At 67.5% G+C, this 13659-nt stretch carries 12 protein-coding genes and 3 pseudogenes; 11 read left to right on the top strand and 4 right to left on the bottom strand.

Annotated elements, in window-relative coordinates; translation table 11 throughout:
* Positions 1 to 535: 535 nt before the first annotated feature.
* Positions 536 to 2122, bottom strand: a complete 1587-nt coding sequence (locus AC07C1_RS32215; protein ID WP_478944914.1) for an ISL3 family transposase — start codon at positions 2120 to 2122, stop codon at positions 536 to 538.
* 516 nt (positions 2123 to 2638) lie between these two features.
* On the opposite strand from AC07C1_RS32215, the pseudogene AC07C1_RS32210 reads away from it, so the two are divergent.
* A pseudogene (locus AC07C1_RS32210) lies at positions 2639 to 3315 on the top strand (dienelactone hydrolase family protein).
* A gap of 150 nt (positions 3316 to 3465) precedes the next feature.
* Here the strand turns inward: AC07C1_RS32210 and AC07C1_RS32205 are convergent.
* Both AC07C1_RS32205 and AC07C1_RS32200 read right to left on the bottom strand, forming a co-directional pair.
* Entirely contained in the window at positions 3466 to 3861 is a 396-nt protein-coding gene (locus tag AC07C1_RS32205; RefSeq protein WP_478944763.1) for a DUF3307 domain-containing protein, read from the bottom strand.
* A 452-nt stretch (positions 3862 to 4313) separates the two neighbouring features.
* Positions 4314 to 4748, bottom strand: a complete 435-nt coding sequence (locus AC07C1_RS32200) for a PH domain-containing protein (protein ID WP_478944761.1) — start codon at positions 4746 to 4748, stop codon at positions 4314 to 4316.
* 342 nt (positions 4749 to 5090) lie between these two features.
* Between AC07C1_RS32200 and AC07C1_RS32195 the strand changes: the two genes are divergently transcribed.
* From AC07C1_RS32195 to AC07C1_RS32180, 4 genes are all read left to right on the top strand, one after another.
* Positions 5091 to 5543, top strand: coding sequence for a hypothetical protein (locus AC07C1_RS32195; protein WP_478944760.1), 453 nt, complete (start codon positions 5091 to 5093; stop codon positions 5541 to 5543).
* A gap of 381 nt (positions 5544 to 5924) precedes the next feature.
* Positions 5925 to 6362 (top strand): hypothetical protein, encoded by a 438-nt coding sequence (locus AC07C1_RS32190; protein WP_478944758.1) that lies wholly within the window; start codon positions 5925 to 5927, stop codon positions 6360 to 6362.
* Positions 6359 to 6670 (top strand): replication initiation protein, RepL2, encoded by a 312-nt coding sequence (locus AC07C1_RS32185; protein WP_478944756.1) that lies wholly within the window; start codon positions 6359 to 6361, stop codon positions 6668 to 6670. Before AC07C1_RS32190 ends, AC07C1_RS32185 begins: the two co-directional genes overlap by 4 nt.
* 162 nt (positions 6671 to 6832) lie before the next feature.
* A complete protein-coding gene (locus tag AC07C1_RS32180; protein WP_478944755.1) occupies positions 6833 to 7147 on the top strand; it encodes a hypothetical protein in 315 nt (104 codons plus the stop codon).
* 470 nt (positions 7148 to 7617) lie between these two features.
* On the opposite strand, the pseudogene AC07C1_RS32175 reads toward AC07C1_RS32180, so the two are convergent.
* Positions 7618 to 7990 (bottom strand): annotated as a pseudogene (locus AC07C1_RS32175) (VOC family protein).
* Between the two features lie 360 nt (positions 7991 to 8350).
* Between AC07C1_RS32175 and AC07C1_RS32170 the strand changes: the two are divergent.
* From AC07C1_RS32170 to AC07C1_RS32145, 6 genes and pseudogenes are all read left to right on the top strand, one after another.
* Positions 8351 to 8608, top strand: a complete 258-nt coding sequence (locus AC07C1_RS32170; RefSeq protein ID WP_478944753.1) for a hypothetical protein — start codon at positions 8351 to 8353, stop codon at positions 8606 to 8608.
* Positions 8609 to 8616: 8 nt separating this feature from the next.
* Positions 8617 to 8985, top strand: coding sequence for a PIN domain-containing protein (locus tag AC07C1_RS32165; protein WP_478944912.1), 369 nt, complete (start codon positions 8617 to 8619; stop codon positions 8983 to 8985).
* Between the two features lie 261 nt (positions 8986 to 9246).
* On the top strand, positions 9247 to 9450 hold the full coding sequence (locus AC07C1_RS32160) for a hypothetical protein (protein WP_478944751.1): 204 nt from the start codon (positions 9247 to 9249) through the stop codon (positions 9448 to 9450).
* A gap of 928 nt (positions 9451 to 10378) precedes the next feature.
* Positions 10379 to 11434 carry an alpha/beta hydrolase gene (locus AC07C1_RS32155; RefSeq protein ID WP_478944749.1) on the top strand — a complete coding sequence of 352 codons (1056 nt, stop codon included), beginning with the start codon at positions 10379 to 10381 and terminating at the stop codon, positions 11432 to 11434.
* A gap of 138 nt (positions 11435 to 11572) precedes the next feature.
* Positions 11573 to 12987: pseudogene (locus tag AC07C1_RS32150) on the top strand (DNA primase family protein).
* Positions 12984 to 13385, top strand: a complete 402-nt coding sequence (locus AC07C1_RS32145; RefSeq protein WP_478944747.1) for a DUF6009 family protein — start codon at positions 12984 to 12986, stop codon at positions 13383 to 13385. The pseudogene AC07C1_RS32150 and the gene AC07C1_RS32145 overlap by 4 nt, the downstream one beginning before the upstream one ends.
* Positions 13386 to 13659: the final 274 nt, after the last annotated feature.

The following is a 13659-nucleotide window of genomic DNA, read 5'->3' as shown; positions in this document are numbered from 1 at the left end:
GCACTCTGTCCGCGTCGCCACGGGATCCTGTCATCGACATGCGGTCCTCGCGCCATCTGCCACTGCAGCTGACAGGCGTATGCAGCAGGCTTGGAGTTTCCAGCCAATGGCTTATCGGCAACTCATCGCGACAGACCGTTGGTAGACAGTCCACATCAGCGATTCATGACGCGCAACGCGACGCGCCTGAACCTTCTCAGTCCTGGGTGCCAAGTAACTCGATGGGTTGAACGGGCGGAGACTGTTCGGCCGACTCGGTTGGCGCTGCGTCGGCCTCGCGTGGCCAGCAGCAGGCCCGCGCATCCCGGGCGCGCTGAATCCATTGCGGGGTGAACGGGGGCGGGCAGGAGGCCGCTGGGCGTGTTCACGGGCGACAGTCCCTTCGTTGACCCTGCAGTTTCGGTGACATGAGCTCGGCGACATGAGTGAGATGGTCTGGCCATGCCAAGGCTCGTAGTTCCCCGCGGAGGGAGACCACCGGCAGTTGTCCGCGTACACGTGAACGTGGCTCTGGCAAGATTTTCGTAGCCGGAGATCATCTCGGTGACACGGTCGGCCGGTCCGCACAGCGCCGGCGGAGGTGCGCGATCAGAACGACGCGGTGGCGGAGAAGTGGAACGCCAGCGCGGCCGGCCATCAGGCGTTTTTGCAGCTTGACATCGGTGATGCGGCCTTCGTTGACCCCGGAGCTGTAGAGGGTGGTGACGCCCTGGGCGACGGCATGCCGGTCTTCGCGCAGGGCTCCGGCGAGGCCGGCGAGAGGGGCCAGTCCGCTGTGCGCGAGGTCATCGAGCCAGCCCGGGAGGGGTGTGGCGTCGCGGTTGTCGAGCATGTTGGCGAACCGACGGACCAGATCCTGTGTGAGCCTTAGTTCAGGGCAGTGGTCGAGGAGCCGGGGCAGGCGGTCGTTGATGTGCAGGCTGCGGCGGGCCGGATGGGTGGTGATCCAGCGGGCGGCTTCGCGTGGGGAAGGCGGTCGCTCGCGAGGCGCGTCCAGGGGCAGGGCCCGTCGTAGGGGTGCGACGGCCATTTTGACGCGCTGGTAGTGGCCGAGGTATCCCTTGGCCTGGAGTTCCTCGTGCAGGATCTTCGCGCTGTGCTGTCCCTCGTCCCAGCGTTGTTGCAGGTAGTCGAGGTAGGGATCCAGGGTGGAGGGCTTGCGGGGCGGGCGGCGCATCACTTCCTGCCAGGTGCAGGCCCGGGCGTACTTGCTCACGGTGCGGCGGTCCAGGCCGAGTTCCCGGGCCACGGAGCTGTGGCTCCGGCCGGTGCGGGTCAAGGCGTGTACGGCCTCGAACAGCCTTCGGGCATGGCGCCCAGCCCGGGTGTCCGCCGCAGCGTTATCGGCGGTCTCCTCGATCGGTGCGGCATCGGTTTCGCTGACCGGGGGCAGTGCTGCCGGCAGGCAGCCGCGGTGGGCGGAGGCAACGTCCTGGACACGGCGGGAGAGCCCCTGCCAGAGGTGGAAACGGTCGCTGACCTGCACTGCATCGGGGGCGCCGGCGGTAATGCCCTGCCGGTAGGTGAGGGATCCGTCGCGGCACGCGACCTCGACGCCTGGGTGCTCGCGGAGCCACTGGGCGAGCTGTTCCGCGTCGCGTCCCTTCCAGAGCGTGAGCGGGAGCCGGGTGGTTGCGTCGACCAGGAGGGTGCCGTAGGTGTCGCCGTAGAGCGCGAAGTCGTCAACCCCCAGCACCCGAGGTGTTTCCAGTGGCGGAAGCGGCACCCGCATCAGCTGGGACAGAACGGTGCACCGCGAGAGCGCGACGTTCAGGATCCGCAGCATCCGGGCACCGCCGCGGCCGGCCAGCACCACACCGACGGCCTCTATCAGGCGCTGCAACTGTGGTGTGCGCCGCTGGTAACGCACGGTCAGCCCCGGCACTTGCTCGGCGAAGGTCACTTTTGGGCAATCGGGGTTTTCGCAGTACAGGCGGCGTACGGACAAGTCGATGCGCAGAGGACGGCCTCCGAGAATGACGTCGGCGAGGCGCCGTACATAGCGGCTGTGGCACCACGCGCTGGTCTTGTCGCACCCGGTACATCCCGCTGGAACACCGGACCTCGTGCGGGCGCGGACCGCCACGACAGCATCGGAGACATCGGCCCCGACCACCAGCACATTGGCCAACTGTGGTAACAGACTTGCCAGTTCAATAGAGCACAGCCACAGGCTGCCCACTGTGCGGACCGGCCGACCGTGTCACCGAGATGATCTCCGGCTACGAAAATCTTGCCAGAGCCACGTTCACTTGTACGCGGACAGAAAGAGACGCCGACACGGGAACGCCGAATCCAACATCGCGATCGCACCCTAGCCTATTGGTTTACCCTCCGGCCGTGGTCGCCACACCGGAGATCACACACGGTTGCCAACAAGGGCTTCGCGGCCGAGAACTGGCGACAGTTGATTACGCGAGCCCACCAGTATCACACCCGGGGTGCGGGCGCCGGCCCCGGGAGTTCTGTTCCTCCTGGTGCCGCGGCCGCGTCAAGCTCCTACGCAACAGGGGCCTGCCGCCCGGCAGCCCGGACGTGTTGCTCCCTCGGCCACGCCAGCGCCTGGACCTGCCTGACGACATTGTGAGTCTCACAGCCCGTTTCCCCAGGTAGACGGGGTGAGCTGTGAGGGTATGAGGTGATCGGGCACCTCGCGCTCCCGGCCGGTGTCGACCGCCGGCCCGCGGTGCTGCTCGGACCAGAGGGTATGGGGCTCAGCGACGTCGAGCGCCGCCGGGCCGATGCTCTCGCCGAGCTGGGATATGTAGCGCTGGCCTTCGACCTTCACGGCGGGCGCTATTTGGGGTGACCGCGAGGAGATGCTGGCCCGTTGCATGCCACTGCTCGCTGATCCCGACCGGATGCGGGGGATCGGCCATGCGGCGCTCGATGTGTTGCGCACGGAGCCCCGGACCGACCCCGACCGGATCGCCGCCATCGGCTACGGCACCGGGGGCGCCATCGCGCTGGAACTCGGGCGAGGCGGCGTCAACCTGCGCGCGATCGGGACAGTCAACGCAACTACCACGGGCCGACCGGGCGAGGCAGCGCGCATCCGCTGCCCGGTGTGGGCCGGGGTCGGATCGGAAGACTCGATCATGCCGCCCGCGCAACGAAACGCGTTCACCGCTGAGATGCAGGCCGCGGGCGTCGACTGGCGCCTCGCGGTCTATGGCGGCGCCTTGCACGCCTTCCACCACCCACCGGTCGACCACACCGTGGTCCCCGGCGGTCGGCTACCACCCACGGCACGCGCAGCGAGCCTGGCGCGACGTCGTCGACCTGCTCGCCGAGTGCCTGCCCATAACGGAGTGATCCGGTCGGCCACCGCGATTCCGGACCGCAAACCAAGCCGGTCAACCGCCACCACTTATCAAGCTAGGCCACCCACCGCCGGGTGCTTACCGGTCACCACGGCAGGTTTCTGGCGCATTCCGGTCCTGCCCCCTGCCCAGGTCATCGCCATCACCCCCAACACGCCAGGGCGGCGGCGTTAATCGCCAGGTGCACAGTGCTGTCAGCAACGATGACCAGGGCGTTCGCCAGGCCGGACGACACAGCCACGGGCGAGCCCTGGTTCTTCTGCACGTCGGCCCAAGCGACCCGCCGCGAGGCAGGCGCCAGCAGGTTCCGCGCACAGACCAGGTACTTCACGGCCCGATAGCGGTCCAGGGCAACGTGCGTCGCCACGATCACCGCACGTGCGAGCGGGGAGTGCGTGATCAGCAGGAACGGCAGCCCATACGTGGTCCCATGCACGATCACGGGCCACCACCGCTTGACCTTCTCCGTCGCCATCCAGTCCGACTGGATGAGGTAGTCGCCGGCCAGATGCGCCAGCAGGCTCTCGAAGAACAACATCAGGTGGCCACCGCCTCGGTCCGCGACACCTGTCGCTCACCCAACGACCGCGGACACACGCCCCTGAGCTGCACGGTCATCGTGCTTCCCGGGCTCGGACTCCGAGCAACCCCGAGAGAAAGGCATTGGTGCAGGCACGCCTTGCGGCCGTCGGCGGTGCCGTGGGTGGTCTTCTCCTTGGTGGCCGGGGGCGGGCTGGGACGAGCGCCGGGCGAGGGGATCCGGCGGGTCCGGGACCAACGACCAGTCCGGGAACAACAACCTGTCGGCGAACAGCAACCGGTCCGGCAACAGGGACCGGGACGGGAACAGCAACCGGTCCGGCAACAGGGGCAATAGGAACTGCCAGAAGATCAAGACGCGCACCTGCAGGATCATCCGCTACCCGAACGGAACGAGGTACACGGACTGCTCCTATCAGACAGTGACGAGGTGTAGGCGGTAAAGAGCGGTCAGAGACCGGCGATCCGGGCGCGCAGGTTGTCCGCGAACGCCTTACCCGGATCCTTCGGCATGGATCCGATCTCAGCCCGGTTGCCCGAGGTGAATACGGTGAGCGTGCCCAGCAGCGGGCCGGCGTTCCACTGCACAGAGTTGATCTTTTTGTACGGGAAGTCCTCCACCTTCTGAAACAAGAACCCGTGCTTGAAGAACAACAGTCGCTTATCCGTCAGGACGGCCAGGCCCTGGCCACCGCCGTACTTCCCGGCGGCCAGCATCTCCACGGTCTCGTCCTCCCACAGCGCCTCGGGGAGTTTGCGGATCTCCCGCTTGGCGCCGAGCGCACTTGGCAGACGGGCAGTCGCTGCGTCGATGTCGGGTCGTACGTCCAGGGGCTTCATGGGGTGCCTCTCGTCGGGACAGCACGTCAGCTCGGTGCGGGCCACATACTCCCATCAGCGTTCGTCGGACGCAGGGGGTCAGTGGAATTGGGCGAGAGACTGCCGGGACCGGTTCGAGGTACGAAATGACAGCGACCAGGGGCCGGTGTTCTGCTGAAATCCTTGCCGAACCCGACCCACATGCCAGTGTTGCCCTGGTCTGGCTGCGCGCCGTAGGTCCCAAAGGTGGTCCAGCCCAACATGGGCTGGTGAGCCCCTCTTGGAACTGGTGCGAGAGGTGCGACCAGTGTGAGCATTGCGACACGTCGCACTCGGAGAACGCGAGAGCCCCCGCCGGAGCTTGGGTTCTACTGATCGTCGTCGCAACACCCGAGACACGGAAATGCGATGACCAACGGCGGTGCCTGGCGAGGGCGACCACGGATCGAAGTGTTCGCCGCCCCGGTCCGCGCCGCGCACGCCGCCCAGGTGCGGCTCCCGCTCGGTCACAGCAGCTGGGGTCGGTCGTACTGCAACGCGGTGTTCGGCATCAGCCGCGCGCAGACGTACTGGCTGCTGGATGTCGCTCGCTCCCAATGGAGATCGCTCGCAGAGTGGGCCCCGGACGACGCCACCGCCGACTACCTGCACCAGGTCTTCGAGCCGACGTCCCAGGCCATCGACAGCCTGGAGAAGGCGCTCGCAGCGCTCGGCCTTCTCGACCAAGCGCTCGCCATGGACCTGCGGCGCCCACAGGACTACTTCCAGCGGCTCTGCAGCATCGCGTTCCGCGCTTCCGACATCGCCGCCGCAGGAGAACAAGACAACAACCCGGGCCAGCAACTGGAGGACTCCCAATGACCCAGGCCCTTCCCGCCCCGCGCACAGCACAAGCGCTCAGGGCCCGCCAGCAGCGGACCGAGAACAGCCTCCGCCGGATCAAGGACGCAGTCGCCCACCTGGAGAAACCCGCCACGTGTGCCTCTGTCAACCCCCACCAACCTCAGCCACGCTGCCACAATGCGTCTCAGCAAGCCGCAGCCGCCCGATTGCCTGCAGGCCCCGTCGGTACATCGGAGGCCCCCCGGGGCCGAGGATGTGCCAACCCGTAGGCGCGAAGAGCCGCGCCGGGCTCCGCCCAGCCTTGTGCAAATGCTGCGCGGCACGGCCCTCATACCGCCCACCACCCGCCTGATACAGCGCGGTGGTCCCCGGCAGGGCGTAGCGGGGGGCAGCGAGCCCATGTCCGAGGTCCTTGCCGTTCGCGTGGCCAGCGGCGCCACGACGTTGGCCACGTCGGTGTTGGAGAGGAGGGCCAGGGCGACTTCGAGCATCAGCTCCCAGCTGGTGGGTGTGGGCGGCGACCTCATTGACGACGGCGCGCAGCGCTGCGAGCGCGGGATCCGCCGGCGGATCGGCGGGCGGCGAAGGCGGAGCGGTGCGAATGTCGCGGACGGCCTGGCAGCCCACCGCGCGCACGGTGGGCTCGAGCGCGGCCGGATCGGCAACTACAGGCTCTACCGGATCAGCCCGTACATTGCCTTTCACGGGACCGGGATCGAGCAACGGGAAGCGATTCACGGGACCGGGATCGAGCAACGGGAAGCGATCAAGACGTGCAACCCGCCGGACATCCCCGGCTTCGACAACACGTCCACTTCGTGGTGGGAGGCCCAGTGAACAACGACGACAAGCGAAAGCTCCTGGACGTTCTCCACCGCACGGCTGGCATGACCGCCAACCAGCGCCTGTTGGTCATGCTCTACGCGATGCACCCCACCGACCGCGCCGGTGCCGTCGTTGAGACCGGCGCCAACCTTGCCAAGCTCGTCGGCATGTCCCCGACCGTCTTTTCGCGCACCCGGCGCCAGGTCGTGGAGGCTGGATGGCTCGAGGAATCCGAGCGGCTGGCACACATCAGCTACTACCGGCTCAGCGCGAAGAGCACCGGCGAGGACGTTGTCGTCCCTCTGCGCCGCGCAACCTGAACGGTTCCGAGAATTGGAACTCATGTACGTGAGGTCAATGAGCACCGATCCCAGCATCGGTGCTCATTGACCTCACGTACATGAGCTTCCCGTCCTCCGGCACGGACGAAGCCAGCCAGGCCCTGGTCAGCCCTTCTCCGACGACATCGAGCGCTTTGCCTGATGAAGGTAGCCTCGTGGACCCTGGTCTTCGCCGAGGCAGGCAAAGCCAGGAAGGAAGATCTGGCCGCCGGGTCCCTGACAAGCTGCACCCCGGCCCAGACAGTGGACCGGCTGCGGCGCATCGTCGGCCTGCCCATCGCGGACAAGGACGTTGCCGCGCTCACCAAGCTGGCCAAGACCCGCAACGCACTGCAGCACTACGGGCTCACCGGCCGTGCCCGCGCCCTCGAAGCCCGCGCCGCCGAGGTCCTGGACTTCCTCGTCCGCTTCCTGGACGAGCAACTGCTGCCCGCGCTCACCGAGGACGACCGGTAACGGACAAAACAGGACATGCAGCACATTCGCATCAGACTCGGCCGCATCCAGCAATTCGTCGCTATGCCCTCGATCGCTACCTCAACGAGGACCCGCGAGACGGGCTACAAGGCGCGCCCAAGTCGTTGCGCTGTAGCCGATGCCCGGACTGCGCAACCGAGACGCTGGTCTACCGCGACGCCACCGCGGCCGCACCTCGCGTGTCGGTCAACCTGTGTTTCCGCTGCGCAGCGACCTTCGACGGACCGGACATCTGCCTACTCGCCGCATGCAGCGCCTGCGGGCCGAGCTGGAGCCGCACCGGCATCACACCGTGGCGCGCCTCCGTTGTGACCCGGTGCGACCAGGCATTCTTCTCGACTGGTACGGAAACCCTCTGCACTCGCTGCCGCCTGTCCGACCGGAGTGCAAAGGAGAACCGATGAAGCAGGCCGGCGGCCGCCCAGTGCACCCGAGTGCACCACAGGCTCTCAACGTTTGACCAGGCAGAAGGGATGCCCAGCAGGATCAGTGAGGACCCGCGCCCTGGCCTCATCATGAGGTCGTACTCCGACTTGCCCGCACCCAGCTCCAGCAGCTGGACCTCGGCCTCGTCAAGGTCGTCCCCGACGTTGAAGCAGATGTGAAGCTGCTGGGGAACGGTCCGGTCAGGCCAGCTCAGCTCGGTAGTTGTCGACCCCCTTGAAAGCCGATGAAAAGTCCGTCCTCACGGTTGAGACCAGCGAAGTCGGCGTCCGACTTCGGGTGAGGTTCGAGGCCGGTGGCCTGCTGAGGGAACGCCGCCAAAGCCAGCGGATCAGGGCAAGCGAGTCCAGCACCCACCCGCTCAGCGGGTCCACATATCCGAACGGAGGGCGTCCTTCGCTTGGACGGCGCCGAGCGACACCTCCGGTGTGGGCGCCAAGGCGTACAACACCTCCGCCGCGACCACCTACCCTTGCACGTCGGCGACGCCGGCCTCACCCCGCCCTCTGCACGCGGCCGGGCTCACCGACCTGACCGGGGCCACCTTCCGTTGAAGGCCGCGAGGAACGGCGCGGCCCCGCCCAGGAGACAGCACACGGGCGGGGCCAGGGGCCGCTCCGCCTGGGCGAAGGAAGAGGATCACCGCAGCCACAGCATGGCACTGGATTCGGCCAGGCAACAGGGCGTGACGGGTACGGGTACGTACCCGTACCCTGGAGTGGGAAGGAGCAAAGAACGATGTCTGATGCCAATGTCCGTATCCCCGAGGAAGCCAAGGACCGGCTGGCTGCCATAGCTGCCGCTGAAGGGCTGTCGCTGCGCGCTTACCTTGCACGTCTCGCTGAAACGCTGCTGACGCCGGCGGAGCGTGCCGAGCGGGCGGAGAAGGCCCTGGCTGCACTGAAGGAGTGGAACGGCTACGCCCCGACCGCTGCCCAGGAGCAGGACCTGGACAACGAGCTGGACCGGCGCCTGGCCCAGGTGATCGCCCGGTGAGCGACGTCATGCATATCGTCCTGGACGACACCGCGATGGCCGCAGCTGGCCAGGGCAACGTCCTTGCTTCCCGCCTGATCCACCGCGCCCATGCAGAAGCGGGCTGGTTCCTGTACGCACCAGCGTGCGCATTAGTAGAAGCCGATCGTGCCCGGCCCGGCACGGCCGAGCATCTGGCCTCCCTGCCCGGTATTACCGTCCTCGATCTGGATCTGGCTGCCGCCCTGGCCGTCGCGTGCCAGGAGACCTGGGCCGCCGCGCACAGCCAGTACACGGCCCAGCCCACCCCGGACCGTCCCGACGGCGCGATCATCGCCACCACCGCCCCCCACCGGTGGGCAGGCAAGCCGGTCCGCGTACTGGACCTCACGCCCTGAATGCAGCAGAACCACCTCGTGGCCCCGCACTCGGGCGGGGCCACAGATGCGTCACCGAGGAGTGCGCGTGTCGGGGTGATGATGGCGTGGCGACCGTACGACGAAGGGATGCACCCCGTGGCTCTGCCCCCACTGACCACCAAGGCACGTGCCGAGGCTGCGAAGAAGGCCGTCGCCGTCCGAAGGAGCGCGGTGAGCTCATGGCTCAGCTGAAGGCCGGCACTGTCTCGTTGAAGGGAACTGCTGGAGCGTGATGACGAAGTGGTCGGCCGGACGCGCGTCAGGCGCTTGCTGGAGTCCCTGCCCAGTATCGGCAAGGTCTGCGCCGAGCAGATCATGAAGGACCTCGGCTCTCCTATCGCCGCCGCGTCCAGGGTTTGGGTCACCGGCAGAGGGAGCGCCTGCTCGAGCTGTTCCCATCGATGGAGTGGTGACCCGGCACGTTCCGCGGGGCAGAGATCGTGATCCACGTGGGGAACGAGTGGACGAGCATGAGCGTCTGCTCAGTCGGCGGGAGACCCAGGACGCCACGTACAGCTGACCAGGCCACGGAGGCGGAAGGGCATCGGCTATGGCGCGCAAGCCGGTTCGGGCGGCCATCGGAGACGTCTGGGTCACCTGTCAGGTCTGCGGCGGCGATCTGTTCCGAGAGCGCCAAGTGCTGTTGAACACGGCCTGAGCACCCTGGTGGGCCATCCCGTCTCAGTGGTGCTGGCCCGCCGTCGGTGGGCCTCCCGGGTCAGCGAGCGCCCGGACGGCGCAGTCCGGCCTTCTCCGGAGGCTCCGCAGCTACCGGAGCGGCACGGCGAGACGTCATCCGACTGAGACGCGTGTGGGTTACCGGGTCTCGGCACCCGCTCACCGGGGCGATCACCGGCCGAAACCGCCAGCCGCAAGGACCACCGCCATCACCTGCTCGGGGAGTGCGGCCTCAGTTCCCCTGACGTCATGATCACACGGCAAGCCGGTCTCGGCCGCTTGGCGGAATACGTCTCCGCACGTCAGGGACGGCGCGCCGGCGAGCGATGGACGAGAACAACCAGTGCATGGTGCACTTCCCGGCTCAGCCGGATGCCGCCGACGGCTCGAATAGTCACCGTACGAGGCCCGGTTCCCGCCGAAGCGCACGCGACGGCTAGGGTGTTCACCCGATGGACCAGCGCCTTCACCACGCGTTCACCGTGGAGTTCGGTACTTGGCTGCGGCAAAGGGCTGTCGACACACCACCCGTCGTACGGCACACGGCCCGGCGCGTACGCACAGGAAGTATCAGCAGATTATGGGACTCACCAGCCAGGCCCTACTCCGACTGGCTCTCGCCGTCACGGCCGCGGCGTTCGTCGCAGGCGTGTGGTGCTGGCCGCGGCTGAGCCGGCGAAGCTGGGGAGCAGTCTTGGGCCGGCTCGGCGTCCTGCTGGGTACCCAGCTCGCCTGTCTGTCGCTGATCGCCCTGGCGGTCAACAACTACTTCGGTTTCTACGGTTCCTGGGACGATCTGCTGGGCACCAGCCAGGACACCGCTCCCGCCATCGCCGACAGCACCCAGGCCGTCAGCGACACCAATGCCGTGCGGGTCCTGAGCCGCGCACCGGTGAGCGCTCCCGCCGACACGACGGGATCGGGCGGAAGCCTGGAGACGGTGCAGATCAGCGGGGCCAAGTCCCACCTGGCCACACCGGCCTACGTGTATCTCCCACCGCAGTACACCGAACAGCGGTACGCCGGTGCCAAGTTCCCCGTCATCGTTGTGCTCACCGGTTACCCCGGCGCGACGGAGAACCTCATCACCCGGCTGAAGTACCCGGAATTGGCAGCGAAAACGATCGCCGCCAAGCAGATGCAGCCCGCGATCCTGGTCCTGATGCGACCGACTCTCGCTCCGCCGCGGGACACGGAGTGCATGGACGTCCCCGGCGGTCCGCAGGTGGAGACCTTCTTCACCCAGGACCTCCCCAAGGCCCTCGCCGGGGCCTACCGCATCGGCGACCACGCCACCTACCGCGGCGTCATCGGTGACTCCACCGGCGGCTACTGTGCGCTGAAGTTCGCCCTGCGCCATCCCCGCGTCTACTCGGCCGCGGTCTCGCTGTCCGGTTCCTACAAGCCGGAAGTGGACGTCACGACCGGCGAACTGTTCGGGGGGAGCGCGAAACTCCAACGGGAGAACGACCTCATCTGGCGACTGAGGCACCTCCCCGTGCCGCAGGTGTCGGTCCTGGTCACCAGTAGCCGCCACGGCGAGTCCAACTACCAGGCGACGCGAGAGTTCCTGGCCGCCGCCAGGCCGCCGCTGAGGACAGCGTCAATCATCCTGCCGTCCGGCGGACACAACTTCACTACCTGGAGTCGGGAACTGCCGCAGGCCCTGCCCTGGCTCGCCCAGCAGTTGCAGAACCCTGACACCGGCCTCCTCCTGGCGGATGCCGCCCAGGACTCGCCGACGGCGTAGCAGGCCGAGCAGGCACGCGCCCAGCGGGCTCCCCATTGCCGACGCCGGGTGCAGAGCCGCGTCCTGGCAGCGACCGACCGGCTCTGCCACACCGACGACGCGGTAACCGGCGCGCACCAACACTCTGTCGGTACCGCGATCCCAGGCGCGCCCAGCCCACCACCCGAGGGGCGGCCCTCCTTCGCATCCCTTACTGACCGCGGCAACGCCAAGCTGTTCGTGAAGCTGTACGCCCAGGACTTCCGCCATGTCCCAGGCATCGGCTGGTACCGCTGGGACACCACCCGCTGGCAGATCGACGAAGACGACACCGTCCTATGGGCGGCCGGCGACCTCGCAGAGAACATTGCCACCCAGGACCCGCTCGGCCGGTTCACTATGCAAGCCCTGAACCGCCACCGTCGGCGCGCCCTATCGACGGCCGGCATCAACGCCATGCTCACCCAGGCCAGATCCGCGCCCGGCATGTCCTCAATGCCACCCGCCTGGACGCCGACCCCTACGCCCTGTGCACCCCGGACGGCATCGTCGACCTGCGCACCGGCCTGGTGAAGATCCCCGACCCCAACAAGGACTTCCACTCCCGCTCCACCACCGTCGGCCCACAACCCCTGCCCACCCCACGCTGGAACGTCTTCCTCACCGACACCTTCGGCACCGACACCGAAGGCACAGAAATGATCGGCTACCTGCAGCTGCTGCTGGGCTACGCCGTAACCGGCGACGTCGGCGCCCAGGTCCTGCCCTTCCTCTTCGGCGCCGGCAAGAACGGCAAGTCCGTCCTCCTGGACGTCCTGATGAAGCTCCTGGGCGACTACGCCGACGCCGCCCCGCCTGGCTTCCTCATGGCGCGTCCCTACGAAGGCCACCCCACCGACCTCGCGGAGCTCCACGGCCGACGCGTCATCGTCTGTTCCGAGGTCAACCCCGGCGACAAGTTCGACGAGGCCCGCGTCAAACTCCTGACCGGCGGCGACCGCATCAAGGCCCGACGCATGCGACAGGACTTCTTCAGCTTCGACCCCACTCACAAGCTGCTGCTGGTCGGCAACCACCGGCCCGAAGTCGGCACCGGCGGCTTCGCCTTCTGGCGCCGCATGCGCCTCATCCCCTTTGCGAACACCGTCCCCGACCACCGCAAGATCGACAACCTCGCCGACATCCTCGTCACCGAGGAAGGCCCCGGCATCCTGGCCTGGCTGATCGACGGCGCCCGCCGTTACCTCGCCGGCGACCGCGACCTGACCGGACCCGAACGCGTCCGCATCGCCACCACCGCTTACGCCGAGACCGAAGACCACACCGGCCGCTTCTACGAAGAGTGCTGCACCCTCAGCCCCGAACTGCGCGCCGAGCAGGCCGGTCTCTACAGCGCCTACAAGACGTGGTGCCAAAATGAAGGAGCACCCGCCCTGTCCTCACGAGCGTTCGCCGCCCGCACACGGGAACTCGTGGGACTGGCCTCACCGAAACAGATGATGACGTCCAACCAGCGCAAGTACTACCCGGGCATCGGACTGCTCGCCGACCAGGAGAGGGAAGCCACCGCATGAGCTCCCTGATTACCGAGGACGAGATCAGCCACGAAACCGAACTAGTCTGGCTGGAGGACATCACCGACCTCGACTACGTACGCCAGAGCCTAGACCGGCTCCCCACACGCAAGGGCAAGCCGGCCTACCACCGCGACGGCCGCATGGTCGGCTACGCCCTCCTGGGCCCCACCGCCAAACCCTCCCGCGCCTCCGGCACCTTCCGCCGCCGCGTCTTCTGGCTCTTGCCCCACGATCGCGACAGCGCGCCCGAAGGCCTGTACGCCACCGGCGCCCCTGCGGAAGCCGTCGACCCTCGCACCCTCGAGCCGCAAATCAAGGGATACAAGACCGAACGCTCCGAAGGCGGACCTCCCTCCAGCGCCATGCAGGAACTCGGCATAACGCTGCCTCTTTGACCACGCTGCACAAGGGGTCCGCCCACCGCACGACCGAAAACGAGGGACGTCCCAGCACCTCGCCGTCCCACACAGCAAGGTCATAGCTCACAAGCGCATCGTCGCAGGCAGCAGCTCCGCCGACGCCAGCAGGCCCTGAGACCGGACCTCTACCAAAGTGATCCGTAAGAGAGCTCCTACTGATCTTTTCGTAAGTTCAGTGGGTGTGGTGGGTGGATGGTGAGTCCGGTGTGGGCGAGGAAGGACCATGGCAGTTGTGGGTTGTGGTTGATGC

Source organism: Streptomyces sp. NPDC045022 (assembly GCF_056432605.1).
Note: the sequence above shows the minus strand (reverse complement) of the source record. Positions and strands in the feature narration are given on the sequence as shown.